Source organism: Duffyella sp. Ts4 (assembly GCF_051851875.1).
Lineage (GTDB): Bacteria > Pseudomonadota > Gammaproteobacteria > Enterobacterales > Enterobacteriaceae > Duffyella > Duffyella gerundensis.
The window spans coordinates 437,243-463,751 of sequence record NZ_JBLYPN010000002.1 but is presented as its reverse complement, the minus strand read 5'-3'; the positions used below and the strand labels follow the sequence as shown (position 1 = coordinate 463,751).

27 protein-coding genes and 1 other annotated feature are annotated in these 26,509 nt (G+C 53.2%); of the genes, 8 read left to right on the top strand and 19 right to left on the bottom strand.

Going from position 1 to position 26,509, the window contains the following annotated elements; genetic code table 11:
- Positions 1-29: 29 nt before the first annotated feature.
- A complete protein-coding gene (ppsA, locus tag ACJY2L_RS05120; RefSeq protein ID WP_439211974.1) occupies positions 30-2,411 on the bottom strand; it encodes a phosphoenolpyruvate synthase in 2,382 nt (793 codons plus the stop codon).
- A 422-nt stretch (positions 2,412-2,833) separates the two neighbouring features.
- Between ppsA and ppsR the strand changes: the two genes are divergently transcribed.
- Together ppsR and ACJY2L_RS05110 are read left to right on the top strand one after the other, a co-directional pair.
- Positions 2,834-3,667, top strand: coding sequence for a posphoenolpyruvate synthetase regulatory kinase/phosphorylase PpsR (gene ppsR / locus ACJY2L_RS05115; protein WP_439211972.1), 834 nt, complete (start codon positions 2,834-2,836; stop codon positions 3,665-3,667).
- Between the two features lie 141 nt (positions 3,668-3,808).
- Complete coding sequence (locus ACJY2L_RS05110; protein WP_439211971.1) at positions 3,809-4,855, top strand: 3-deoxy-7-phosphoheptulonate synthase; 1,047 nt, start codon at positions 3,809-3,811, stop codon at positions 4,853-4,855.
- A 67-nt stretch (positions 4,856-4,922) separates the two neighbouring features.
- Here ACJY2L_RS05110 and ACJY2L_RS05105 read toward each other — a convergent pair whose 3' ends face one another.
- The 17 genes from ACJY2L_RS05105 to ACJY2L_RS05025 form a co-directional block, all read right to left on the bottom strand.
- A complete protein-coding gene (locus ACJY2L_RS05105; RefSeq protein ID WP_439211969.1) occupies positions 4,923-6,362 on the bottom strand; it encodes a protein adenylyltransferase SelO in 1,440 nt (479 codons plus the stop codon).
- 73 nt (positions 6,363-6,435) lie between these two features.
- Positions 6,436-7,089, bottom strand: a complete 654-nt coding sequence (locus ACJY2L_RS05100; protein ID WP_439211968.1) for an EAL domain-containing protein — start codon at positions 7,087-7,089, stop codon at positions 6,436-6,438.
- 408 nt (positions 7,090-7,497) lie between these two features.
- The gene (locus ACJY2L_RS05095) at positions 7,498-7,956 is read right to left on the bottom strand and encodes a C40 family peptidase (protein ID WP_067430261.1); all 459 of its coding nucleotides are present in this window, start codon (positions 7,954-7,956) and stop codon (positions 7,498-7,500) included.
- 74 nt (positions 7,957-8,030) lie between these two features.
- A complete protein-coding gene (btuD, locus tag ACJY2L_RS05090; RefSeq protein ID WP_439211967.1) occupies positions 8,031-8,777 on the bottom strand; it encodes a vitamin B12 ABC transporter ATP-binding protein BtuD in 747 nt (248 codons plus the stop codon).
- 2 nt (positions 8,778-8,779) lie between these two features.
- Positions 8,780-9,325, bottom strand: coding sequence for a glutathione peroxidase (locus ACJY2L_RS05085; RefSeq protein ID WP_067430255.1), 546 nt, complete (start codon positions 9,323-9,325; stop codon positions 8,780-8,782).
- Between the two features lie 37 nt (positions 9,326-9,362).
- Entirely contained in the window at positions 9,363-10,346 is a 984-nt protein-coding gene (gene btuC, locus ACJY2L_RS05080) for a vitamin B12 ABC transporter permease BtuC (protein WP_439211966.1), read from the bottom strand.
- A gap of 94 nt (positions 10,347-10,440) precedes the next feature.
- Entirely contained in the window at positions 10,441-10,791 is a 351-nt protein-coding gene (locus ACJY2L_RS05075; protein WP_439211965.1) for a DUF2502 domain-containing protein, read from the bottom strand.
- 197 nt (positions 10,792-10,988) lie between these two features.
- Positions 10,989-11,288 carry an integration host factor subunit alpha gene (gene ihfA / locus ACJY2L_RS05070; protein ID WP_017802142.1) on the bottom strand — a complete coding sequence of 100 codons (300 nt, stop codon included), beginning with the start codon at positions 11,286-11,288 and terminating at the stop codon, positions 10,989-10,991.
- 4 nt (positions 11,289-11,292) lie between these two features.
- Positions 11,293-13,680, bottom strand: a complete 2,388-nt coding sequence (pheT, locus tag ACJY2L_RS05065) for a phenylalanine--tRNA ligase subunit beta (protein ID WP_439211964.1) — start codon at positions 13,678-13,680, stop codon at positions 11,293-11,295.
- 14 nt (positions 13,681-13,694) lie between these two features.
- Positions 13,695-14,678, bottom strand: coding sequence for a phenylalanine--tRNA ligase subunit alpha (gene pheS / locus ACJY2L_RS05060; protein WP_067430244.1), 984 nt, complete (start codon positions 14,676-14,678; stop codon positions 13,695-13,697).
- Positions 14,679-14,757: 79 nt separating this feature from the next.
- Positions 14,758-14,883 (bottom strand) — a sequence feature (Phe leader region).
- Positions 14,834-14,878 carry a pheST operon leader peptide PheM gene (gene pheM, locus ACJY2L_RS05055; RefSeq protein WP_157883913.1) on the bottom strand — a complete coding sequence of 15 codons (45 nt, stop codon included), beginning with the start codon at positions 14,876-14,878 and terminating at the stop codon, positions 14,834-14,836. (Overlaps the previous feature by 45 nt.)
- Positions 14,884-14,995: 112 nt before the next feature.
- Positions 14,996-15,352, bottom strand: coding sequence for a 50S ribosomal protein L20 (rplT, locus tag ACJY2L_RS05050; RefSeq protein ID WP_067430241.1), 357 nt, complete (start codon positions 15,350-15,352; stop codon positions 14,996-14,998).
- 103 nt (positions 15,353-15,455) lie between these two features.
- Positions 15,456-15,653, bottom strand: coding sequence for a 50S ribosomal protein L35 (gene rpmI, locus ACJY2L_RS05045; RefSeq protein ID WP_004157374.1), 198 nt, complete (start codon positions 15,651-15,653; stop codon positions 15,456-15,458).
- A gap of 92 nt (positions 15,654-15,745) precedes the next feature.
- Entirely contained in the window at positions 15,746-16,297 is a 552-nt protein-coding gene (gene infC, locus ACJY2L_RS05040; RefSeq protein WP_067430238.1) for a translation initiation factor IF-3, read from the bottom strand.
- 3 nt (positions 16,298-16,300) lie between these two features.
- Positions 16,301-18,229, bottom strand: coding sequence for a threonine--tRNA ligase (thrS, locus tag ACJY2L_RS05035; RefSeq protein ID WP_439211963.1), 1,929 nt, complete (start codon positions 18,227-18,229; stop codon positions 16,301-16,303).
- Between the two features lie 1,231 nt (positions 18,230-19,460).
- Entirely contained in the window at positions 19,461-19,640 is a 180-nt protein-coding gene (locus ACJY2L_RS05030; RefSeq protein ID WP_439211962.1) for a general stress protein, read from the bottom strand.
- Between the two features lie 448 nt (positions 19,641-20,088).
- Positions 20,089-20,850, bottom strand: coding sequence for a DUF481 domain-containing protein (locus tag ACJY2L_RS05025; protein WP_439211961.1), 762 nt, complete (start codon positions 20,848-20,850; stop codon positions 20,089-20,091).
- Between the two features lie 368 nt (positions 20,851-21,218).
- Between ACJY2L_RS05025 and ghoS the strand changes: the two genes are divergently transcribed.
- Together ghoS and ACJY2L_RS05015 are read left to right on the top strand one after the other, a co-directional pair.
- The gene (gene ghoS / locus ACJY2L_RS05020) at positions 21,219-21,509 is read left to right on the top strand and encodes a type V toxin-antitoxin system endoribonuclease antitoxin GhoS (protein WP_209499795.1); all 291 of its coding nucleotides are present in this window, start codon (positions 21,219-21,221) and stop codon (positions 21,507-21,509) included.
- A gap of 92 nt (positions 21,510-21,601) precedes the next feature.
- A complete protein-coding gene (locus ACJY2L_RS05015; protein ID WP_439211960.1) occupies positions 21,602-22,495 on the top strand; it encodes a fructosamine kinase family protein in 894 nt (297 codons plus the stop codon).
- A 5-nt stretch (positions 22,496-22,500) separates the two neighbouring features.
- On the opposite strand, the gene ACJY2L_RS05010 is transcribed toward ACJY2L_RS05015, so the two are convergent.
- Positions 22,501-23,037 carry a YniB family protein gene (locus ACJY2L_RS05010; RefSeq protein WP_067430214.1) on the bottom strand — a complete coding sequence of 179 codons (537 nt, stop codon included), beginning with the start codon at positions 23,035-23,037 and terminating at the stop codon, positions 22,501-22,503.
- A 157-nt stretch (positions 23,038-23,194) separates the two neighbouring features.
- Here ACJY2L_RS05010 and hxpB point away from each other — a divergent pair, with 157 nt between their 5' ends.
- The 4 genes from hxpB (at position 23,195) to ACJY2L_RS04990 (ending at position 26,372) form a co-directional block, all read left to right on the top strand.
- Entirely contained in the window at positions 23,195-23,863 is a 669-nt protein-coding gene (gene hxpB, locus ACJY2L_RS05005) for a hexitol phosphatase HxpB (protein WP_439211959.1), read from the top strand.
- Positions 23,864-24,034: 171 nt separating this feature from the next.
- Complete coding sequence (gene kduI / locus ACJY2L_RS05000) at positions 24,035-24,871, top strand: 5-dehydro-4-deoxy-D-glucuronate isomerase (protein ID WP_067430208.1); 837 nt, start codon at positions 24,035-24,037, stop codon at positions 24,869-24,871.
- A 31-nt stretch (positions 24,872-24,902) separates the two neighbouring features.
- Entirely contained in the window at positions 24,903-25,664 is a 762-nt protein-coding gene (kduD, locus tag ACJY2L_RS04995) for a 2-dehydro-3-deoxy-D-gluconate 5-dehydrogenase KduD (protein WP_439211958.1), read from the top strand.
- Between the two features lie 114 nt (positions 25,665-25,778).
- Positions 25,779-26,372, top strand: a complete 594-nt coding sequence (locus ACJY2L_RS04990) for a metal-dependent hydrolase (RefSeq protein ID WP_439211957.1) — start codon at positions 25,779-25,781, stop codon at positions 26,370-26,372.
- Positions 26,373-26,509 lie beyond the last annotated feature (137 nt).

Sequence of the window (26,509 nt, the reverse complement as noted above, 5' to 3'; positions counted from 1 at the left end):
CCGGCCCTTAAATTAGTAAAGTTAAATGATTATGCTTTGTGCAAATCTGCCAGCATCAACCAGGTTTGCACCACGGTATCGGGATTGAGTGACAAGCTGTCGATGCCCTCTTCCATTAACCAGGCAGCAAAGTCTTCATGGTCCGACGGTCCCTGACCACAAATTCCCACGTATTTGCCCTGCTTTTTCGCGGCACGAATCGCCATCGACAGCAACGCCTTCACTGCCTCATTGCGCTCATCAAACAGTGCAGAGACCACGCCCGAATCACGATCCAGCCCCAGCGCCAGCTGCGTCATATCGTTAGAGCCGATGGAGAAGCCGTCGAAGTGTTCAAGGAACTGTTCGGCCAACAGCGCATTGGAAGGGATTTCGCACATCATGATGATTTTGAGGCCATCTTCACCGCGTTTCAGCCCCTGACGCGCCAGCTCCTCTACCACCGCCTGGGCCTGATCGACGGTACGCACGAACGGGATCATAATCTCAACGTTGGTTAAGCCCATTTCATTGCGCACCCGCTTCACCGCCGCGCACTCCAGCGCGAAGCAGTCACGGAAGCTGTCCGCCACGTAGCGGCCGGCACCGCGGAAGCCGAGCATTGGGTTCTCTTCATCTGGCTCATAACGCTCGCCGCCCACCAGATTGGCGTATTCGTTGGATTTAAAATCAGAAAGACGCACAATCACCCGCTTCGGCGCAAAGGCTGCGCCCAGCGTGGCAATGCCTTCAGTCAGGCGCGCCACGTAGAACTCCACCGGATCGTCAAAGCCTTTCATCAGTTCGCGGATCTGCTGCTGCACTTCCGGCGTTTGCTGATCAAACTCCAGCAGCGCTTTGGGGTGCACGCCAATCATGCGGTTGATGATAAATTCAAGCCGCGCCAGGCCAACGCCCTCATTGGGCAGGCAGGCAAAATCAAAGGCGCGATCGGGATTACCCACGTTCATCATGATTTTCAGCGGCAGCGCCGGCATCTCATCGACCTGCGAGCTTTTGACTTCAAATTCGAGCAGCGCATCGTAGACATAACCGGTATCGCCTTCTGAGCACGAGACGGTTACCTGATGGCCATCGCGCAGCAGATCGGTGGCGTTGCCACAGCCGACCACCGCCGGAATACCCAGCTCACGCGCAATGATCGCCGCGTGGCAGGTGCGGCCGCCGCGATTGGTCACGATAGCGGCGGCTTTCTTCATGATCGGCTCCCAGTCGGGATCGGTCATGTCGGTCACCAGCACGTCGCCTTTCTGGATACGATCCATTTCGCTGATATCATGGATAACTTTAACCTCGCCTGCACCGATACGATGGCCGATAGCACGTCCTTCCACCACCACGTTGCCTTTGCCCTGCAGCGAGTATCGCTCCATCACCTGTCCGTTGGAGCGCACGGTTTCCGGACGCGCCTGGACGATAAACAGCTTGCCGGTGTGGCCATCTTTTGCCCACTCAATATCCATCGGGCGCTGATAATGCTGCTCAATGGCCATTGCCTGGCGGGCCAGCGACTGCACCTCATCATCGGTCAGCGCAAAGCGATCGCGTTCGGCCTGTGGCACATCTTCAATTCTTACCTGCTCGCCATGCTCCAGCGAGTCGGCATAAACCATGCGGATCTTTTTCGAACCCATGTTGCGCCGGACGATAGCCGGACGATTGGCCGCCAGCGTCGGCTTATGTACGTAAAACTCATCCGGATTCACCGCGCCCTGCACCACCATTTCACCCAGACCCAACGCAGCGGTGATAAATACCACCTGATCGAAGCCCGACTCCGTATCGATGGTAAACATCACGCCCGATGATGCCAGGTCGGAACGCACCATGCGCTGCACGCCTGCAGAAAGCGCAATGCCGCGATGATCATAGCCCTGATGCACACGATAGGAGATCGCCCGATCGTTAAACAGCGAGGCAAAAACGTGTTTAACGGCGATCATCACCGCGTCGATGCCCTGCACGTTAAGGAAAGTTTCCTGCTGACCGGCAAACGAGGCGTCGGGCATATCTTCTGCGGTCGCCGACGAGCGTACGGCAAAAGAGGCTTCGGCATCATCGGCAGAAAGCTGTTGATACGCCTGTTCAATCGCCGTTTCCAGCTCGCCATGGAACGGCGTTTCCACAATCCACTGCCTGATTTGCTGGCCCGCTTTCGCCAGCGCCGACACATCATCAACGTCTGTTTCATCCAGCAGCGCATAAATGCGCTCATTGAGGCCACTTTGATCGAGAAATAGATTAAAGGCTTCGGACGTAGTGGCAAACCCGTTGGGCACCGATACGCCTAAAGATGAGAGGTTAGTGATCATTTCACCCAGAGACGCATTCTTGCCGCCCACCCGATCAACGTCGTGCATGCCAAGCTGGTTATACCAGAGCACCAACGATCGTTCGCCTTGATTAGACATTGACGTTATCCTTTTCAATAAAGTGACTGAGAAATGAAAAAATGCAGACTAAGCGCGTCTTGAGAGTGGCACACTTTCATTGCAGGAAGAAAATGTTGAATCGTTAAAGCTGTCGCAGAATTAGCAGTTTCAGATTACTCCTTAGTGTAAATAAGGCGCTTTTCAGGCCATGATCGCAAGAGAATAAAAAATAAAAAAGTAAATTTATCATTTATTAACAATAGCTTATAAATCATCATGCATCATGTTAAATAAGACAAACTTATCGCTGGGCTTAATTACTCAGTTGCAGCGCTAAGCAGATAAAAGAAACAGCATTTCATTTTTAAATATTGCGTATCAGCTGCGAAAAATAAAATATTCATCTCAGCCGTTGTGGAATATTTATTTTAATCAAGGCCGTTCTTCTCTCAGGAAATCACATGAATATGATCGCAGAAAGAAGCGTTTTTTATATTTCTGATGGCACGGCGATCACCGCCGAGGTGTTAGGGCACGCCGTCATGTCACAGTTTCCGGTTGATACCATCAGCGTCACGCTGCCCTTCGTGGAAAACGTACAGCGTGCGTTGGCGGTCAAAGCGCAAATTAATGCGATTTGCCAACAAAGTGGCCTGCGGCCGCTGGTGTTTTTGTCGATTGTGACGCCCGAGGTCAAAGCGATCATCATGCAGAGCGAAGGCTTCTGTCAGGATATCGTGCAGACGCTGGTGGCGCCGCTGCAGCAGGAACTGGGCATTGCGCCCGCGCCGGTGGTGCATCGCACGCACGGTTTAACCGCCAGCAACCTCGGCAAATACGATGCTCGCATCGCGGCGATCGATTATACCCTGGCGCACGACGATGGCATCTCGCTGCGCGGGCTGGAAGATGCGCAGGTGATCCTGCTCGGCGTCTCGCGCTGTGGCAAAACGCCCACCAGCCTCTATCTGGCGATGCAGTTTGGCGTCAAAGCAGCCAACTACCCTTTCATTGCCGATGATATGGATAACCTTAAGCTGCCTGCTGCGCTGCGCCCCTTTCAGCACAAGCTGTTCGGCCTGACCATCGATCCGGAACGTCTGGCGGCGATACGGCAGGAGCGCGCTGAAAACACGCGTTACGCCTCGCTGCGCCAGTGTCGTATGGAAGTGGGCGAAGTCGAAGCGCTGTTTCGCACCCAGCAGATCCGCTACCTCAACAGCACCAACTATTCGGTGGAGGAGATCGCCACCAAGATTCTGGACATTATGGGCCTGAACCGCCGCATGTTTTAACCCGCTGTCGCCCGAGCAGGCGGCCAACATTTTTTCTGACGCACCGGGGTAACACTTGAATTCACAGCGCTTTGGGTTAAGGTGATGGCCATCACTTCCCGGCGCTTCTGCCGATGCGAAGAAAAAATTTTGAGAGTGAACATGAATAAAACGGATGAGTTGCGCACCACGCGCATCGATAGCCTGATCACGCCTGCGGAACTTGCCGCCCGTTATCCGGTGTCAGCTGAAATCGCGGACAATGTTACCGCCTCGCGCCAGCGTATTGCCCGCATCCTGAACGGTGAGGATCCGCGCCTGCTGGTAGTGATCGGCCCCTGCTCCCTGCACGATCCGGGCGCTGCGCTGGAGTATGCCAAAAAACTGGCGGTGCTGCGCAAGCGCCATGCCGGAGAACTTGAGATTGTGATGCGCGCCTATTTTGAAAAACCGCGCACGGTGGTTGGCTGGAAAGGTTTGATCTCCGATCCACACCTTGATGGAAGCTGCCGGGTCAATGAAGGCCTGGCGATTGCACGCAAACTGCTGCTGGATATCAACCGCTTAAATTTGCCTACTGCCACCGAGTTTTTGGATATGGTGATCGGCCAGTTTATTGCCGACCTGATCAGCTGGGGCGCTATCGGCGCGCGTACCACGGAAAGCCAGATTCACCGCGAGATGGCCTCGGCGCTCTCCTGTCCAGTGGGCTTCAAAAACGGCACCGATGGCAACACGCGCATTGCGGTGGATGCCATTCGCGCCGCCCGCGTCAGCCATATGTTTCTTTCGCCGGACAAAGATGGCCAGATGACCGTGTATCAAACCAGCGGTAATCCTTCCGGTCATATCATTATGCGCGGCGGCAAACAGCCCAATTACCATGCTGAAGATATCGCCGACGCCGCAGCCAGCCTGGCGGAATTCGATCTGCCGCAGCAACTGGTGGTGGATTTCAGCCACGGCAACTGCCTGAAGCAGCATCAGCGGCAGCGCGACGTGGCTGAATCCATCTGTGCGCAGATCCGCGGTGGATCGCGAGCGATTGGCGGCGTGATGATTGAGAGTTTCCTGCAGGAAGGCGCGCAAAAAGTGGTCAGCGGTCAGCCGCTACAATATGGCCAGTCGATTACCGACCCATGCCTGGGCTGGGAGCAGAGCGAAGAAGTACTACAGATGTTGGCAGAAGCAGTCGCCACCCGGTTGTGAAAACAATGGGGCGAAAGTTTCGCCCCATTTCCTCTCCTGGCTTGCACAGCTCACTTCTCGTTCTCTTCTAACTTGAACAGCTCACTTCCAGTTTCTTGCCCCAGTCGGGCGCGCGCTGCTGCAAATCGCGGAAGGCGTCATCGTCATCAAAAGGCCGCATCAGTGCCTGATGCAAGCGCGCCAGCACGCTGACATCGCCCGCGCTGGCAGCATCAATCGCCTGCTGTGCCAGATAATTGCGCAGAATGACCGCTGGATTGGCTGCTTTCATGACGCGCTGCCGCTCAACATCTTCCACCCCTTCCCGCAGCAGACGCTGCCGCCAGCCGGCATACCAGCGATCAAAGGCCTCGCGATCGATAAACTCATCGCGCAAGGGCGAAGTGGCTTCATGCTGCTGAGTGTAACTGAGCTGGCGGAAGGTCCAGCTGTAATCGCTGTGTTCATTGGTCATCAGCGTCAGCAGGCCGGTCAGGATGTCGTTGTCCTCTTTCTCTTCGGTTAGCAGCCCGAGTTTGGCGCGCATCTGTTGGCCCCAGCTACGCATCAGCGCACTCTCATAGCGACTGAGCGCCTGCTTCAGCTGTTCCGTCGTCATCAGGCCGGACAGCGCGTGCGCCAGGCGGTTGAGGTTCCACAGTCCCACCATCGGCTGATTTTCAAAGGCGTAGCGGCCCTGATAATCGCTGTGGTTGCAGATGAAGCCAGGCTGATAATCATCCAGAAAGCCGTAAGGGCCATAATCGAGCGTCAGGCCCAGCACTGACATGTTGTCGGTGTTCATCACGCCGTGGGCGAATCCCACACTTTGCCAGCTGGCGATCAACGTCGCCGTGCGTTCGACTACATCGCTGAACCACAACAGGTATTTATCTGCTTCATCCTGCAGATGCGGCCAGTGATGGGCAATCGCGTAGTCGGCGAGCTGCCTGACTTGCTCAGGGCGCTGATGATAAAACGCATGCTCAAAATGGCCAAAGCGCAGATGACTATCGGCAATGCGCATCAGCATAGCGCCGGGCTCTGGCGTTTCCCGATAGACCGCTTCATCGCTTACAGAAATGGTCAGCGCCCGCGTGGTAGGAATACCCAGATGATGAATGGCTTCGGAGGCAAGAAATTCACGAATGGTGGATCGCAGCACCGCACGGCCATCACCCATGCGTGAATAAGGCGTCAGCCCTGCACCTTTTAAATGCCAGTCAACCTTGCGGCCATTCGACAGTTGCTGCTCGCCCAGCAGCAGCCCCCGACCATCCCCAAGCTGACCGGCCCAGACGCCAAACTGATGACCGCTGTAGACCTGAGCTAAAGGCTGCATGCCCGGCAGTAACTCGCTGCCGTTCCAGATACCCTGCCGCTGGGAGGTAAACAGACTGGCGTCCAGCTCCAGCTCGGCGGCCAGCGGCGCGTTGTGATAAAGCAACCGCGTATTGGCCAGCGGCGTTGGCATCACCTTGCTGTACCACCCTTCCAGCTCCTGATACCAGCTATTTGAAAACTGCATTGCTCCTCCTGCTCTCCACGACGATACGTCAACCCTAAGTGTAAACGTATTTAATGGATAAGGCAGTCAGCCATCAGTGCTGGCAGGAGGAGAGAACGGCTGGCGCAGCCACCAACGCATCCAGATTAGCCGCATCAACCGCTGGAAAAATAGCGCCTTCCAGGCCCCAGGGATTGACCGCCAGCACTTTATTTAATAACAGCTCATCATCAATTCCCGGCAGCACAATGTACTGGCAGTGCGCTTCAATATTACTGAAAATGGCATGAATAAAGGCGGGAAACGAAGCGCGCTTAGCGGCGGCCTGTAAAAATTTTTTATCAATTTTTACGCGAGTAAAAAGATTATCGTATAACGGTTTAGCAGGAATTTTTCCGGCGCCGAAATGACTTAATGATAATGCCGCAATGCTACGCAGCGTCATAAGTTCAGCATTATTTTCACCCAGCGCTAAACCGGGATAGGCTTCATCAATTTGTAATTCAAGCCAGGGCAATTGACGAATGCGGTGCTGAAGCAGATCGTTATTCAGAATCGACTCAACAGAAACACTGTCGACACAGATTGTCGCCCTGACATTATGTTTACTAAAGAAATCGCTGTTATTTTCCAGTAATGAAAGCTGGTCCTGCATGATCGCGGCACGCTGCGTAGCGTCAAGTTGCGGCAGCAGCATGCTTTGCGGCAGGGTGACATCTGCGGTTTCATGAACAAAAGTGACGTTCATTTCAACGGCCGCTAATCGGCCATGCGGTGTGTAGCAGGGATAAAAAATATTACGTGACCGAAAATCGGCCGACAGATGAATTTGCATTTTTTTTAGCCATTATTAACTGGCGATGTTGCATCCTATAACAAGGAAATATGACAATCAACAGGACCAACTTTACGCAGAGAAGCAAGAATTAACTGCGCTTATCGATTAACAAAAATACGCTTTTAATTACGTTTTCTTTATAAATACTTAACTCAAATTAATCGTTTTTACGATAAGCGTTGCGGGCCACATTGTTTTGTCTGACTATTATTTCATTGATACGCCGTCTATTTCCACGAGTTTGTATAGTGGCAGGAAATAATCAGCGGATAAATACGCTTTATCTGAAACCAGGTATTCAGCAGACATCAATTCTGCCTAAATACGTCGCGCCTGCCAGAAAACTTTCCGCCAATAGACATTATCCAGCGATGAGCGAATGACGCCACGGCTGGTTGAAGCATGGATAAACTGATTATCCGTATCGTAGATGCCGACGTGCAGGCCATTCTCACCGCCGCCGGTTTTGAAGAACACCAGATCGCCCGGCAATAACTCTTCTTTGTCGATGCGCGTGCCGATATCGGTTTGCGCTTTGGTGGTACGCGGGAGCTGTAACGCAAAGCGATCGCGAAAGGTCAGATAGACAAAGCCGGAACAGTCAATGCCGTTGCGGTTCATGCCGCCGTAGCGATACGGCGTGCCATGCCACTGACTGAGCTGATCGTTGAGTTGAGCAATAACGGTGATGGAATCGGACAGACGACCGTTTGGCGGTGGAGCATGATGGCTACAGCCTGCCAAAAGAAGAACCAGCACTACAATCGCCCAACGCATAGCCGCACATCCCTTTATTAAGCCCGCTGACTATTTAGCGGTAACGGCAAGAGAATAGCAACTGACGAACGGCATTAACGTGGGGAAAGTAAAAAAAGCGTGTCGTCCAGCAGCACGCGGCGAAACGTAACCTGATAAATCGGCTGTAAAATCGTGGGTTGCAGCACCTGCTGCGGATCGCCGGTTAGCTGTACCTCGCCGCGATGCATCAGCCAGACACACTCAGCCTGTTGCAAGCTGTGATTGAGATCGTGGCTGCTCATGATCACCGTGATGCCAGCGTCACGGTGCTGGCGGATCAGTTGGTTCACTGCCGCCTGCTGCGCAATATCCAGTCCGGTCATCGGCTCATCGAGCAACAACAGGCGGGCATCGTGATTGAGCTGCGGATGACACTGCAACAGCACCGCCGCCAGTCGGACCCGCTGCCATTCGCCGCCAGAAAGCTGCTGTAGCTGACGCTCCAGCTTATCCGTTAGCTGTAACGCGGCCAGCAGCCCGGCCACCGCGTTATCGTGGTCGCCCTGCCCATTGACCAGATGCAACTGCAAATAGTGCCAGACCGCCATCAGGCCAGCGGGCGGCTGCTGTTGTGGCAGCCACGCGCGGTGCCTCGCCAACGCGTTGCCGCTCCATGCGGGCAGCGGTTGCCCGAGAAACACAACCTCACCGCTGCCGGACAGCATACCAGCCAGCCGCGACAGCAGGCTGCTTTTACCGGCACCGTTAGGGCCCACCAGGTGGATAAGGCTACCGGCGGCTACCTGTGTGGTAAAAGGCAGCAGCCGGTTCGCGACGGCTACCTCCTGCAATTGCAGCATCGTTATTTAGCCAGCGCCACTTTGATGCTTTCCATCACAATCGGATCTTCCGGCGTCATGTCGGGTGAAAACCGCTGCACCACATTGCCTTCGCGATCGATCAGGAATTTTTCAAAGTTCCACAGAATATCGCCAGGTGCCTTTGGCGCCCGGCCTTTACTGGCCATACGCTCATAAAAGCCGCTGGCTTCAGGGGCAACCGCTTCCGGGCGCGCAGCGATCAGCTGCTGATAGAGTGGATGACGACCGGGGCCGTTGACCTCAATTTTCTCAAACATCGGGAAGGTGACGCCGTAGGTCGTGCTACAGAAGGTTTTAATCTCTTCGCTGGTGCCTGGCTCCTGCTCAAGAAACTGATTACATGGGAAGCCAAGCACGCTAAACCCACTGCTCGCCCAGGCTTTATGAATATTTTCCAGCTGCTCATACTGTGGCGTCAGCCCGCATTTTGAGGCGACGTTAACCACCAACAGTACTTTGCCCTGCCACTCTTGCAGCGTGGTTTCTCTGCCGTCCAGCGTCACCAGTTTTGTCTCTAAAAGGCTCATCGTCTTCTCTCATTCAGGTTAAGAATACCAGCCGTGGCTAGCGTTGTGATTTCAGTAATAGCATGATGAAAAGCGGCGCGCCAAGCGTGGCGGTGACCACGCCAATCGGCAACTCCGCTGAAGTCAGGGCCATTCTGGCCAGTACATCAGCCAGCAGTAAAATAATCGCGCCAGATAGCGCAGCAGCCGGTAACAGCACATGGTGATCGGTCAGGCCGCGCAGACGCAGCAGGTGCGGCACCACCAGCCCGATGAAACCAATTGCCCCGGCCAGCGCGACGCTAACGCCAACCAGCCAGCCGACCGCCACCACTAACAGATTACGCCATAATAGCAGCGGTAGCCCAAGCTGCCTTGCTGACAGCTCGCCCAGTGCCAGCAGGTTAAGCACCGCTCCGCGTGAGCACAGCCATAACAGTACCGGCAGCAACGCCAGCATCAGCCAGCCGTAGCGCCAGTCAACGCCGCTAAAACCGCCCATCATCCAGTACATTAGCTGACGCAGATCGAGCGTGCTGCTCAGGTAAACGGCCCAGGTCATTATCGCGCTACAGATCATGCCCAGCGCCACGCCGGAAAGCAGCAACCGGCTATTGGAGAGGTGGCGATGGGCGAACCGCAGCAAAATCAGCGTTATCAGCAGCGCACCGGCCATGGCGGCCAGTGCCAGCAGCCAGATATCACCGCTGCCAAAAAAAATCGCCAGCATTAATCCTACGCCAGCACCGCTTGATACCCCAAGCAGGCCAGGCTCGGCGAGCGGATTTTCAAACAGCGCCTGCATCGCCACGCCAGCCACGGCCAGCGCAGCACCGACCAGCAGCACTGCCAGCGAACGCGGCAAACGCAGCTGCCAGACAAATATTTTCGCCTGCGGGCTCAGCCAGCTGTTGGGCGGTAGCCAGCGCTCACCGACGCACAGGCTGAGAATGAATGTCGCCAGCAGTAGCAGGCTGAGCGCCACAATCCAGTATAAATGACGCCGTCTGGCTGACTGCGACAGGATGTTCAGCAGTGACATAACATCGCTAAATCTCAGGAAAACAAGGTGTTGATTGTAGTGCTATCGGCAGGAAAAGATAGAGCCAGCATAGCTGGCTCTGGGTGGACAGGTATTAACGTTGTGGTGGCTTACGTGGCTGGTCGCGGTTGTGGTCATGCTTATCGTCTCGCTGGTGCTCATCGCGATTATCGCGCGGTGCCGGGCGCTCACGCGATGGCCGATCTCGCTGCCAGCCATGTCCATTCCAGTAGCCGCGTGAGCCATGCATCCCGACATGGCGGCCCTGATGCTCTCGCCACCATTCTGAGGATCGCCAATCGTAGCCATCCCAAAAGTGGCCGCGGGAATCACGATCGCCCACCTGCACGCTGACGCCGGGCGTAGTGATATTGACCGAGACCGCCGCCTGACTCAGCAGCGGTATGCCTGACAACAGATATAATACAATCGCCGTTTTTTTCATCAGCTTAGCCTCTGAGTTATATTCGGCGTTGTTATAACAAGCAGCGCTCCCCCACACCAGCGGCCTCGGCTGATTTTCGCCATGCTTTCCAGTAGCTTACGGAATGCTTACAGTATGCAGAAACTATGAAGGGTGACGATGTGCTAACCAGCAGGCATAAAAAAGGCCGCTTACGCGGCCTTTTGAAAGTGCTGAAATCAGTCTTCTTTCGGTGAAGCATTCTCAACGCGGCTCTTGAGCTTCTGCCCCGGGCGAAATGTCACCACACGGCGTGCCGTAATGGGGATATCCTCACCGGTTTTCGGGTTACGACCCGGCCGTTGATTTTTGTCGCGAAGGTCAAAGTTGCCGAATCCAGACAACTTGACCTGCTCACCGTTCTCCAACGCGCGGCGTACCTCTTCGAAGAAGAGTTCAACCAGCTCTTTGGCATCCCGTTTGCTCAGGCCTAGCTTTTCAAACAGGTATTCTGACATTTCAGCTTTTGTAAGCGCCATGGGTTCAATCCCTCAAGGTTGCCTGGAATCGCTCTTTTAATGCCGCAACGCATTTGGCGACGGTTGCAGCGATCTCCTCGTCTTCCAGTGTCCGGCTGGTATCCTGCAAAATCAGGCTGATCGCGAGGCTCTTCTCACCCTCATTCACACCCTTACCGCGGTACACGTCAAACAAGTTTACGCCAACTATCTGATTTACGCCAACTTTCTTACATTCGGCGATAATATCTGCTGCGGGCACACTTTCTGCCACGACAACAGCGATATCACGTCGGTTAGCCGGGAAGCGGGAAATCTCACGCGCCTCAGGCAGGACGCGGTCTGCGAGCTTATTCCAAAGCAGTTCAAAGACTAAGGTGCGGCCGTTAAGGTCCAGCTTACGCTCCAGCTCAGGATGGACCACACCGATAAAGCCAATGCGTTCATCATGCAAATAAAGGGCGGCGCTCTGACCCGGATGCAGTGCCGGATTGGCTTCTGCACGGAAACTGATGGCATCCATTTTGCCCGTCAATTCCAGCACCGACTCCAAATCACCTTTCAAATCATAGAAGTCCACAGCCTGACGCGCCAGGTCCCAATGCTCTTCATTACGTGTGCCGGTTAACACACCGGCCAGCATCACTTCCTGACGGATGCCTAAATCAGCCTGAGTATCCGGCACAAAGCGCAGACCGCTCTCAAACAGACGCACGCGGCTCTGCTGACGGTTCTGGTTGTAGACCACCGCACTTAACAACCCGCTCCACAGCGACAGCCGCATTGCGGACATATCGACTGAAATCGGGCTTGGCAGCAGCAGGTGCTCTTCACCTGGATGGATCAGCGCCTGGATTTTCGGATCGACAAAGCTGTAGGTGATCGCTTCCTGATAGCCTTTATCCACCAGCATGGTTTTCACACGCTTGAGCGACAGGTTGGCTTCACGATGTTTAGTCATGATCAAACCCGCCTGAACCGGCACATCAGGAATGTTGTTGTAGCCGTAAACGCGGGCGATCTCTTCAACCAGATCTTCTTCAATAGCCATATCGAAACGCCAGCCCGGCGCCACAGCCTGCCACTGACCTTCGCCCACGCTAACCTGGCAACCAAGACGCGTCAGAATATCCGTTACGTCGCTGTCACTGATCACATGACCAATCAGGCGATCCAGCTTTTCACGGCGCAGCGTGATGGTTGCCGGCTGCGGCAGATGCTGCTCGCTGGTCTGATCGATGACCGGCCCCGCTTCGCCGCCGCAAATATCGAGCAGCAGCTGTGTGGCACGCTCCAGCGCCTTGTATTGCAGCGCAGGATCGACGCCGCGCTCATAGCGATGTGACGCATCGGTATGCAAACCGTGACGGCGCGCGCGGCCAGTGATCGACAGCGGCGCGAAGAAGGCGCATTCAAACAGCACATTGCGCGTTTCGCTATTCACACCGGAATGTTCACCACCAAAAATGCCGCCCATGGCCAGCGCTTTCTGATGATCGGCGATAACCAGGGTGTCGGCGCTGAGGCGTGCTTCATTGCCATCCAGCAGGGTCAGCGTTTCACCCTCTTTCGCCATTCTCACTACGATGCCGCCTTCCAGACGATCGAGATCGAAGGCATGCATCGGCTGACCCAACTCCAGCAGCACAAAGTTGGTGATATCTACTACCGGATCGATAGAGCGAATGCCGCAGCGACGCAGTTTTTCTTTCATCCACAGCGGCGTGGCAGCCGTGACATCAATGCCTTTGACCACGCGCGCTAAATAACGTGGGCAGGCCTCAACGGCATCAACCCGTACCGGGAAAGTATCGCCCAGGGAGGCGGCAACCGGCTGAATCGCAGGCTCCTGCAGCGGCAGCTTATTCATGACCGCCACGTCGCGGGCGACGCCGAGGATGCTCAGACAGTCAGCGCGGTTTGGTGTCACGCTGATTTCGATGGTGTTATCGTCCAGCTGCAGGAACTGACGAATATCCTGACCGACAGGCGCATCGGCTGGCAGCTCAATGATGCCGTTGTGATCGTCGGAAATTCCCAGCTCGGAGAACGAGCAGAGCATGCCTTCTGACGGCTCACCACGCAGCTTTGCTGCTTTGATTTTGAAATCGCCCGGCAGCACGGCGCCAACGGTCGCCACGGCAACCTTGAGTCCTTGACGACAATTAGGCGCGCCGCAGACGATATCCAGCAGACGATCGCCGCCGGTGTTGATCTTCGTTACGCGCAGCTTGTCGGCGTTCGGATGCTGACCGCACTCCACCACTTCGCCAACCACCACGCCATGGAAAGCCCCAGCCACGGCGTCAACGCCGTCCACTTCCAGGCCCGCCATGGTAATTTGATCAGACAGCGCAGCGCTATCCATGGCTGGGTTAACCCATTCGCGTAACCACAGTTCACTGAATTTCATTGGATAACCTGCCCTTATTTAAACTGTTTGAGAAAACGTAAATCATTTTCAAAGAAAGCACGTAAATCGGTCACGCCGTAACGCAGCATGGTTAAACGTTCCATACCCATGCCGAAAGCAAAGCCGGAATACACTTCCGGATCGATACCCACGTTGCGTAATACGTTCGGGTGCACCATGCCGCAGCCCAACACTTCCAGCCATTTGCCATTTTTGCCCATGACGTCAACCTCAGCAGAGGGCTCGGTGAAGGGAAAATAGGAAGGACGGAAGCGAATCTGCAGGTCTTCTTCGAAAAAGTTATTCAGAAAATCGTGCAGCGTGCCTTTCAGGTTGGTAAAGCTGATGTTTTTATCAACAATTAACCCTTCCATCTGGTGAAACATTGGCGTGTGAGTTTGATCGTAATCGTTACGATAAACGCGGCCCGGCGCGATAATGCGAATCGGCGGCTGCTGGTTTTTCATGGTGCGGATCTGCACGCCAGAAGTCTGGGTACGCAGCAAACGCGTGGCATCAAACCAGAAGGTGTCATGATCGGCACGCGCAGGATGGTGGCCGGGAATATTCAGCGCATCAAAGTTGTGATAGTCATCTTCGATTTCCGGACCGGTAACCACTGCAAAGCCGAGCTCGCCAAAAAAAGTCTCAATGCGATCGATGGTGCGGGTGACCGGATGCAGACCGCCATTCTCAACGCGACGCCCCGGCAAAGAGACATCGATGGTTTCTGCCGCAAGGCGCGCGTTCATGGCGGCGGAATCGATGCTCTCTTTACGCGCATTCAGTACATCCTGCACTTTTTGCTTGGCATCATTGATTACCGCACCGGCAGCAGGACGCTCCTCTGCCGGTAATTCGCGCAGGGTGCTCATCTGTAAAGTCAGATGCCCTTTTTTACCCAGATACTCAACGCGTACGTTATCTAACGCGGCGGCATCCTGTGCATCTTCAATGGCGGCCGTTGCTCGGGCAACCAACTCGTTGAGATGGGACATGATTTCCTCTTCTTCCAGCCTGAACGGCCGGTCTGTTTTTATTGGGACCTGAAGCCCGGATGTTGATCGCTACGCCATAAACAAAAAAGCCTCCACTAGGGAGGCTTTCGGCGCGATTTTTCGTTTCTTCTCTTTTGCGCAGAAGCCCCCGATAATCAGGTGCTAAAGTAAAAAAAGAAACGAAAAACGGCAGCATGCATGCTTGTCTTACCTTATTGAAATTATTCGGCCCTATTGAAATGCGCATGGGCTAAAAAGTCAATATTTTGCTGAAGTTACAAAATAAAAGAGGGAGCAAGCTCCCTCTTTCAACTGACTTACGCCAGAGCTGATTTCGCTTTTTCGACCAGTGCCGTAAAGGTCACTTTATCGAATACAGCGATGTCTGCCAGGATTTTACGGTCAATTTCAATGGACGCTTTTTTCAGGCCATTGATGAAACGGCTGTAAGAAAGGCCATTCTGACGCGCCGCAGCGTTGATACGTGCGATCCACAGCTGACGGAACTGACGCTTACGTTGACGACGGTCGCGGTAAGCATACTGACCAGCTTTGATAACAGCCTGGAAGGCAACGCGGTAAACACGTGAACGTGCACCATAGTAGCCTTTAGCTTGTTTTAAGATTTTTTTGTGACGAGCGCGGGCAATTACACCACGTTTTACACGAGCCATGTTAGCTCTCCTGTTCTATATTCTGATGGATACCCTTTCTCACTCGCTCTGTGACCATGGTCTGCAGAAGCTGAGTGCGATCGGGTTAAATTAAAAAATAAACTTATGCGTACGGCAGGCAGGCAATAACCAGACCCAGATCGCCTTTAGACACCATGCCTTTCGGACGCAGGTGACGTTTACGCTTAGTAGACTTTTTAGTCAGAATATGACGCAGGTTAGCGTGTTTACGCTTGAAGCCGCCAGAAGCGGTCTTCTTAAAGCGCTTGGCCGCGCCACGTACAGTTTTAATCTTTGGCATTTTTATATCCACTTCGCATTGTTAATAAAATGAATCAGACAGGCGAATAATACCGCCCAGCGCGAACGCTGCGCGGCATATTACTTGACGGCCTACTGTTTCTTCTTAGGTGCGAGCACCATGATCATCTGGCGGCCTTCGATTTTCGAAGGGAAAGATTCGACAATGGCCAAATCCAGATCTTCACACAGGTCTTTACGGACGCGATTAAGCACTTCCATACCGATCTGTTGGTGCGCCATTTCACGACCGCGAAAACGCAGCGTGATTTTGGCTTTATCGCCCTCTTCCAGAAAGCGAATCAGGTTGCGTAGTTTGACCTGATAGTCGCCATCATCGGTACCAGGACGGAATTTGATTTCCTTAACCTGGATAACTTTCTGCTTTTTCTTCTGTTCCTTAGAAGATTTGCTTTTTTCGTAGAGGAACTTGCCGTAGTCCATAATGCGGCAAACCGGCGGCTCAGCATTAGGGCTGATTTCTACTAAATCAACGCCTGCTTCTTCGGCTTTTTCCAATGCTTCGCGTAGACTGACAATACCAATCGGCTCGCCATCAACGCCAGTTAAACGCACTTCTGTGGCACGGATTTCACCATTGATACGATTAGGACGCGTAGGTTGTACTCTTTTTCCGCCTTTAATACTTTATTCCTCCAGTTGTCGAAGATTGCGGCTGCGAATTTCTTGTTGCAGCTTCTCGATCAACACATTGACATCCATGCTTCCGAGGTCTTTGCCACGGCGGGTACGAACGGCAACTTTGCCCGCTTCTACCTCTTTATCACCGCAGACCAGCATATAAGGGACACGGCGTAATGTGTGCTCGCGGATTTTAAAGCCAATCTTCTCGTTTCTCAAGTCTGCTTTTACACGAATGCCCGCATTCTGTAATTTTTGGGTCAATTCGTTGACATATTCCGCCTGCCCGTCGGTGATATTCATGATCACCGCCTGCACCGGCGCCAGCCATGTTGGGAAGAAGCCGGCATACTCTTCGGTAAGAATACCGATAAAGCGTTCCATCGAACCCAGAATTGCACGGTGAATCATTACCGGCACCTGACGTTCATTGCTCTCGCCCACATAGGAAGCGTTTAAACGGCTCGGCAAAGAGAAGTCGAGCTGTACGGTACCGCACTGCCAGGCTCGGTCGAGACAGTCATGCAGCGTAAATTCAATTTTCGGGCCGTAGAATGCACCTTCGCCCGGCTGATAGTCAAACGGGATATCGTTTTCCTTCAGCGCGGCAGCGAGGTCCGCTTCTGCACGGTCCCACAGTTCATCACTGCCGATGCGCTTCTCAGGACGGGTTGACAGTTTCACCACGATTTTTTCAAATCCGAAGGTGCTGTACATGTCATATACCATCCTGATGCAGCTGTTCACTTCGTCGCGCACCTGGTCTTCTGTACAGAAGACGTGGGCATCGTCCTGAGTGAATCCGCGTACGCGCATCAGGCCATGCAGCGCGCCTGACGGCTCGTTGCGATGACAACTGCCAAACTCTGCCATACGTAACGGCAGGTCGCGGTAAGATTTTAGACCCTGATTAAAAATTTGCACGTGCCCAGGGCAGTTCATTGGTTTAATACAATATTCGCGGTTCTCCGATGAGGTGGTGAACATCGCTTCTTTGTAGTTTTCCCAGTGCCCTGTTTTTTCCCACAGCACGCGGTCCATCATAAACGGGCCTTTCACTTCCTGATACTGGTATTCTTTCAGTTTGCTGCGAACAAACACTTCCAGCTCACGGAAAATCGTCCAGCCATCATTATGCCAGAAGACCATCCCCGGCGCTTCTTCCTGCATATGGTAAAGATCGAGCTGTTTACCAATTTTGCGGTGATCGCGCTTCGAGGCCTCTTCCAGCCGCTGCAAATAGGCAGCCAGCTGCTTTTTGTCAGCCCAGGCAGTGCCATAAATGCGTTGCAGCATTTTATTGCTGCTGTCGCCGCGCCAGTAGGCGCCAGACGTTTTCTGCAGTTTGAAATGATGGCAAAAACGCATATTCGGTACGTGCGGACCGCGGCACATATCAACATATTCTTCATGATGATACAGGCCAGGGCGATCGTCACGGCTGATGTTTTCATCAAGAATAGTGGTTTTGTAGCTTTCGCCGCGTAAGGCAAACTCATCACGCGCTTCCTGCCAGCTCACCTTCTTCTTGATCACATCGTAATTTTTTTCTGCCAGCTCGTGCATACGCTTTTCGAGCAGTTCGATATCTTCCTGCGTCAGCGTATGATCGAGATCGACATCATAATAGAAGCCGTTATCAATGACCGGGCCGATCGCCATTTTAGTATCTGGCCACAGCTGTTTGATGGCGTGCCCTAACAGGTGAGCACAGGAATGGCGAATAATCTCCATACCGGCTTCATCTTTTGCAGTGATGATAGCAACATTGGCATCTTCGGCGATCGGATCGACCGCATCGACCAGTTCGCCATTTACGCGACCAGCAATACAGGCTTTCGCCAGGCCGGGGCCGATATCCTGCGCAATATCCATCACGCTAACAACACGATCGTACGTACGCTGGCTTCCATCAGGAAGAGTAATTACTGGCATTTTATATCCTTACTGCAGTGGTAACCCACACGAAAGATTACATGCAATCATTAATTAGTGGCTTTATTTCAGTAAGTTACTGACCAAAACTGACCTACAATCGTCAATTTGGTAGACAGTTCGACCTGCACATATGGCAGCGACGACCCTGGATAACCTACGAAGACGGCATATCTTACACGCTATGACGCTGATTTTAAATCGGTATCTTGTCCTGTTTCTCTGGGGATTTCGGCTAATCAGCGGGGCAGCCTGCGCGTGCCTGAAGCAAAAATGGTGCCGCATGTGGGTTTTCGCAGCATGGCCGCGCGCTGCTTATACCTCGAAGATAACGGGTTTCTCTCCTTCCCAGTTTAATCCCGCTCGCTATCACGGCCGCTAAGAGGGGCCGACAGCTACTTTCACCTTATAAAACAGCTTTCATCTGGTCTGGTGAATAGCGCCTTGATAAAGTCAGCAGACCGGCTTTCCCTATTACCGGCTCGTTAAATAAAGACGCAGATATTGCGCATATGCGTGTCGACGTTGCACCTCACTTTAAAAGATAATCATGCGCATATCGATCCGGTCACAATTTTTTCATTTTTTGGTTAAGGACCAAAACCCGCCTACTTTGATATACATTTGCGCCCCGATCCTTTGCCGGTAGGTTATATATTTGCAGTGTTAATGGGTATTCTCATGCTGGAGATTCTGTCTTGCCTGAAAGCGTATCGGTGCGATAAGACGCGAAAAAAATCCACAGGGAGAATAACGAATAAAAATGATGATTAGCTGCTTTAACTGAGGGTGATAAACAGGCGTGTTGAATAAGCCGCGGAGCTTTTTTACCCCTTTGAACCTACAACCTTATTCTGCCCGTGCAGCATAACTATGCTCTTTCAGGCTTAGAAAAATATTCAACACAGGGAAAAAACAAGGAATGCGTCATTTCAAAGCTATATCGAAACTTGTGGTCATTGTGCGATATTTTTGTCTCTGCTTAACCGGCAGATAGTTATTTGGGAGAGTGACGCCGCCGTCAGTGGCAATTTACATTTACTGCACACTGCGTCGTGGCGAGGCGATGCATGAAGTGGAGAAGTATATTGGCCTATCCGTTAAAATAGACAGGTATATGAGAGAATAAATCTCTACATTATTATCCCTGTTATCATAAAAATTCGATACAATTTAGCCCCGGCATAATTACGCCGGGGCTGGTGGAATTAAAGAGTTCATTTAACTCTAATCAATCAGACTTGCGCCCGCCACCATGGCTATTTTCGCCACCTTTCTTTCCTGCTTCTGATGCTTTTTCACGGTCGTTAGCGAAGTTACCACCGCTGTTTTGACCGCCTTTTTTTCCTGCTTCAGATGCTTTTTCGCGATCTTCTGCGAAGTTACCGGAACCACCACGATGTTCGGCCATAATTCCCTCCTGAACATATTGTCATTTGTTTAATGGCAACCAGCATAATGCTATTACGCCGGACGTTTTTTCGTGTTGCATGAATTATTCTAGGTGACAGCTCAGAGAGTGCAAATCCATTTATATAAAAAATCACATTGGCATTAAATAACGAAACGGCCATGTAAAAACAACCAAAACGGCACTAAATAAATTTTATTTAAAATATAATTATTTAACGTAACCCGTGCGCTTCGCTTATTTTTGCGTAATTTTACACTGTGTTACACACGGCATAAAATACTGCGCGACTCAGGGATTCACTGGGCATAGTGGACGGGTAGAACAGAGGTTATAGCAAGCGGAAGATAGCACGAGCATTCATGCGACTGAACGCATTGCAGGCTGCATGGCTAACAGGAAAACACGGGGAAACGAAACAGGCCGCCAGAGAGGCGGCCTGTTTAATTTACATTGCGTAAGAAAGCATAACAGAGGTTTTGGTATCAGTACGATCCGGCGCAGACGCAGGCGGATTGTTGTTCCAGGTCACGTTATAGGCCAGCTTCAGAGCAAAGTGTTCGTTAATAGCTACCTGCAAGCCGGTTTCGGAGTTAACCGTCGTGTCTTCACCAAAGCTGCTCAGCACGGAAACGCCCTGCACGAACTTGGTGGTATCGGTGAGCTGCCACTGGTAGCTCAGCGCGCCATAACCCAGCGCTTTAGTTTCATGACCGCCGTCATGGAAATCGTCATAGCGAACGCCAGGACCAAATTCCATACGCAGTGAATGCACTGGGCCGTTAAGCACCTGACGACCATAACCGGCGGTCAGTACGTCACGTGAGTCATAACCATTTAAGCGATCGCTTAACCAGCTCGCCTGACCAAACAAGTAATCGTAGTTGGTCATGTTATAGCGGCTACGGCCACCGATGTTGTAGGTCTCTGAAGAGCGCTCATCATTCGCTGAGGTGTTCGCCGCGTTGCCCCACAGGCTATAAGCAGTTCTGCTCTGAAACCAGGTCATGTTGGTTTGCGCGGTCAACGAGGAACTGGTGGTATTCCCAGTCTGGGCCAGATAGCCCGCGGCTGCGCTGCCATCAAAAGGCTTTTTCGCCGTAGAAGGATCGTCCATGGAGGTAAATACGTTGTTATCAGCCATGGCCTGGTGACAAAATGCTCCCAACGGAAGCAAAAGAGCTGCTGACAGCTTGGTTAACGCTTTCATTTAATTGTGACCCGTACGACAGTTTAAAAAAGAGTGAGTCTGAAGAATTTCTCCAGCCAATCAATGCAATTTTAAGTAAGTATTGTAAAAAAATATGAAATGCGGGCCGTGCGCTGCATTATCCGCACATCCCCGCCGGTATGGGAATCATCCCATTAACGACGCGCAGTATAGAGTGTAATTTTTATCGCCGCACTGATTTTGCAACAAAAAGTGTCCTCCGCTGCGTTTGCAGATTTCACCTGTTGAAGACTGCTTGCTTCCCCGTCTTTTTTCCGCTTTTATAACAGCATAGTTGGCTAACAATTCGCCACCTCGACGACCCTGAACTACGCTAAAAAACGCTTTCGATAACAATGAGGTGAATTATGAGCCCAACAGGATTACAGCATTTTGTCGTCACGCTGCATTATCAGGAAGAGAGCCTGGGCGACATTCAGCAGCTTACCTCAGCGATGATACGTAGCGGTTTCACGACCTCGCTGCATGATGAACATGGCAAGTCGCATGAACTCGGCCTCAACAGCTTCGGCATGATTACCACCAAAACCGCCGAGGAACTGCAGCAGGAGATCATCGCCGCATCTGCCAGTTTGCCTGCTGATAAACTGCGGGTTGAAGTTCAAACGCTCGACGATTTTCTGCAACACGCTCCTTAATATACGCGCCACGCTTCCGGCAACATCGGCGCAGGTTAGATGACGATTGACGTGTAACACTCGTTCCCCACCCGTGAAAGAGGAGTAACCGTATGTGGTCAGCCATTGGTCGTTTGTTAAGTGAACAGTTGGGCAGCGCCGATATTGTGGAAAAAACACCGCTTTCCGGCGGCGATGTTCATCCCGCCTGGCATATTCGTTATGGTGAGCACAATGTGTTTATGAAGTGCAACCAGCGCGACATGCTTGATCTCTTCACCTGGGAAGCCGCTCAGCTCGAATTGCTGGCGCGCAGCCAGACGGTACGTGTACCGGCGGTCTATGGCGTGGGCAGCGATCGCGACGTCAGCTTTCTGTTACTGGAGTACATTCCGCTTACCCCGCTCGACAGCACCAGCGCTCTTGAGCTTGGGCAGCAGCTTGCTCGCCTGCATCAGTGGAGCGAACAGGCGCACTTCGGCTTCGATTTTGACAACAACATTACCACCACGCCACAGCCAAACAGCTGGCTACGTCGCTGGTCAGTGTTCTTTGCCGAACAGCGCATCGGCTGGCAGCTTCAGTTGGCCGCCGAAAAAGGCATTCAGTATGGCAATATCGATCTGATCATCAGCTGCGTGCAGCGCGCGCTGGCCACGCATCAGCCTCAACCTTCTCTGCTGCATGGCGATCTCTGGCCAACCAATTGTGGCGGCAGCGCGGAAGGCCCATGGATTTACGATCCCGCCTGTTACTGGGGCGACCGGGAATGCGATTTGGCGATGCTCTCGTGGTATACCGCTTTGCCACCGCAAATTTATGAGGGTTATCAGTCTATCTGGCCGTTGCCCGCCGGTTTCTCACAGCGGCAGCCGATTTATCAGCTTTATTATTTGCTCAACCGGGCCAACGTGTTTGGCGGCGAATGGCTGCTGGAATCACAAAGGGCAATAGGCGAACTGCTGGATGCGGACGAGTGGATGGAAAGTCAGGCCAGTCCGGCCTGACAACATCAGATGAAGCCAAGCAGAGAGAGGATAAAATAACCGGCTATGGCGATGATAATCGGCAGAATATAGAGCGGGAAAATCTGCAGGAATATCGTGTGATGCGGCACGTTAATACGCGCTTCGAGCTGCTGGCGGGAGCGCCCCTCTTCGCCTTTGGCTTTTTCCATTATCAGCTGATCTTCAATGCCTTCTTTAATGTAACGCGACTGCCGCCAAATGCGGGCACCGGAAGCGGTTAGCGCCAGACCAACAAAAATCAGAATATAGATAAACCAGAAACCGAGATTCGCGCCACCGTGAAAATCTGGCACCGGCGAGTTCTGCCAGAAAAAGTGCAGAAAGCCGGTATTAAAGCGGATCATATCGATCATCACATGCACGAAATCGAGCATTACCGCATCGATGCCAGGCTGCTTCTCGCTGTGCCTGAACATGAAGCTCAACAGCGAAATGATGGTTGAGATCAGCGCCGGCAGGAAAATAATCCAGCCAACCACGCGCTTCAGAATTCCGATGCGGCCAGCCTGTTGATAAGTCATGGTTTCTCCTTAACACCTCAATGTGGCCCTAAGTCTACCCGCTGCGAAGAAAATCTGCCTGAAAAAATCGGCGCACCGTTAAAATTCCCGCAGCTCCTCGCCAGCGTGCGCCATCAGCCATGCTAAGGTTGTGACACATCAACCAGTGGAGCCGCTAATGTCCTATTCCCAACCTGTTTTAGCCGCCATCTTTGACATGGATGGATTACTGATCGATTCCGAGCCGCTGTGGGATCAGGCCGAAAGCGATGTGTTTTCAGCATTGGGTGTCGACCTGTCGCGGCGCGCTGAGCTGCCCGATACGCTCGGCCTGCGCATCGATCAGGTGGTTCGCATGTGGTATGACGCCCAGCCGTGGAACGGCCCCGATCAGGCTGAAGTGACACAGCGTATTATCACGCGGGCGCTGTCGCTGGTGGAAGCACAGCGACCGCTGCTGCCAGGCGTTGAACACGCGCTGCAACTCTGTCAGGCAGAAGGTCTGGCCATCGGCCTGGCTTCCGCTTCGCCATTGTTTATGCTGGAGCGCGTGCTGGAGATGTTCAACCTCAGGCACTATTTTTCAGCACTGGCCTCGGCCGAGGCGTTGCCTTACAGCAAGCCCCATCCTCAGGTCTATCTTGATGCGGCCGCTAAACTGGGCGTCGACCCGCTGAACTGCGTGACGCTCGAAGACTCTTTCAACGGCATGATCGCCACGCGCGCCGCCCGCATGCGCTCAATCGTGGTGCCAGCCGCCGAAAACCGTGACGATGCTCGCTGGCATGTTGCTCATGTGCAGCTCAGGTCGCTGGCTGAACTCACTGCACTTCACCTGCGCGGCTAAGTACGATAAACAGGCTGCCTGCGCGCAGCCTGATAAACTTTGATCTCGCCTCCAAAACAAATAAAACAGCGTTTCATTTTTATTGAATTAGCATCTCAGGATGCCTATTATTCCTCGGGTACACCGCGATTGCTTCACGGTTCTTTCGCCTTTCATCGCACGAGGTCTGATATGCAAGTCCGTCAAAGTATCCACAGCGACCATGCAAAGCAGCTCGACACTGCCGCACTGCGCCGCGAATTTCTGATTGAGACGCTGTTCACCGCCGATACCTACACCATGACCTACAGCCATACCGATCGCATCATCATCGGCGGCATTATGCCGGTTACGCAAAGCGTGACCATCGGCAGCGAAGTGGGTAAACAGCTTGGCGTCAGCTATTTTCTGGAGCGCCGCGAACTGGGCGTCATTAACGTCGGCGGTCCTGGCGTGATCGATGTTGACGGTACGCAGTGGGAGATCGGCAACCAGGAAGCGCTTTACGTCGGCATGGGCAGACAATCAGTGATTTTCAGCAGCAATGATGCCGCCCGTCCGGCCAAGTTTTATTACAACAGCGCCCCGGCGCACCGCACCTGGCCCGACAAGAAAATCACGCTTGCCGAGGCCTCTTCTACCACCCTCGGCGATGCTGCCACCAGCAACCGCCGCACCATCAATAAATTCATCGTTCCCGATGTGTTGCCCACCTGTCAGCTGACCATGGGATTAACGCGCCTGGAAGAAGGCAGCCTGTGGAACACCATGCCGTGCCACACCCATGAGCGGCGCATGGAAGTCTATTTCTATTTCGACATGGATGAAGAGACCGCAGTTTTTCACATGATGGGCCAGCCGCAGGAGACGCGTCATCTGCTGGTGCATAACGAACAGGCGGTCATTTCGCCAAGCTGGTCGATTCACGCCGGGGTCGGCACCAAAAGGTACACCTTTATTTGGGGTATGGTCGGCGAAAACCAGGTATTTGATGACATGGATCCGGTTCAGATCGGTGATTTGCGCTAGGCGCAGCATCCACATTTAAGAGAGCGTAAGCATGATACTGAATGCATTTAATCTGGAAGGGAAAGTCGCGCTGATCACCGGCTGTAATACCGGCTTAGGCCAGGGCATGGCAATCGGTCTGGCCCAGGCAGGCTGCGACATTATTGGCGTTAACCGCTCCGGGCCGGACGATACGCAGGCACTGGTTGAAGCAACCGGCCGCGCCTTTCATGGCATTGACGCCGATCTGATTGACACCCGCGTGGTGCCGGATGTGGTGCAACAGGCGGTCTCAGCGTTTGGCCGCATCGATATTCTGATTAACAACGCGGGAATCATTCGCCGCGAGGATGCGCTGGATTTCACCGAAGCTGACTGGGACGATGTGATGAACATCAACAGCAAAACGCTGTTTTTCCTCTCACAGGCGGTGGCAAAGCAGTTTATCGCTCAGGGCGGCGGCGGCAAAATCATCAATATCGCCTCTATGCTCTCTTTCCAGGGTGGCATTCGCGTACCGTCGTATACCGCGTCGAAAAGTGCCGTGATGGGCCTGACGCGGCTGATGGCAAATGAGTGGGCGAAGCACAATATCAACGTCAACGCCATTGCGCCAGGTTATATGGCGACCAACAATACCGCGCAAATCCGTGATGACGAGGGCCGCAGTCAGGAAATTCTCGGCCGCATTCCTGCCGGCCGCTGGGGTTTGCCGGACGACATGATGGGGCCGGTGGTGTTTCTTGCCTCGTCCGCGTCTGACTACGTGCAGGGTTATACGCTGGCAGTAGATGGTGGCTGGCTGGCGCGCTGATAATTTCGCCGGTCGACACGATTTTCATCTTTGGTTACAGCGTCACATATTCAACTTTACTGGATAAATCCCTATACTGGATGCATTGACAGCCATGTACCCAGGGATTTATCCATGACGGCCGAAGGCCATATCATTTTTGCCGTTGCCAGTGCCATTTTTGCCAAGCGCGCCGAACTTACGCCAGTGCTGGCCCAGGGTGACTGGTGGCACGTTATTGCGGCCACGCTGCTGACCTGTCTGCTGCCCGATATCGATCATCCGCGATCGCTGCTCGGTCAGCGGCTGCGCTGGTTATCGCATCCCATTGCTCGCATCTTTGGCCACCGTGGATTTACCCATAGCCTGCTCGCCGTGCTGGGCGGGCTGTGGCTGTTTCAGGTCAACATTCCTCAGGGCTGGATTATTCCTGCCGATGTGCTGCAAGGCATGGTGCTGGGCTATCTCAGCCATATTCTCGCGGACATGCTGACGCCAGCGGGCGTTCCGCTGCTTTGGCCGTGCCGCTGGCGTTTTCGCCTGCCGGTGCTGCGCAGTAGTCAGAATGGCAATCAGCTGGAGCGCGTTTTCTGCTATGTGCTGGTTGGACTGGCGCTGTGGTTTCCGCCGGGCTCGTTGCCGTTCGGCGCTGAAGGCTGGACCGCACAGATTATCAATCAGGCGCAGAGCGGCTTTAACCAACTGATAAAGCAGGTCCCTGGACATTAATCAGCCAGAAAAAACCATTACGTTATAAACAATAACCTTTGGATATAAGGGATGAATTCGCCCTGCTGCTACCATGGCGGCATTATCACTGGGAGGCGGAATAAAACCGCCTGTCCTGACGGGAATAGGGTCATTTC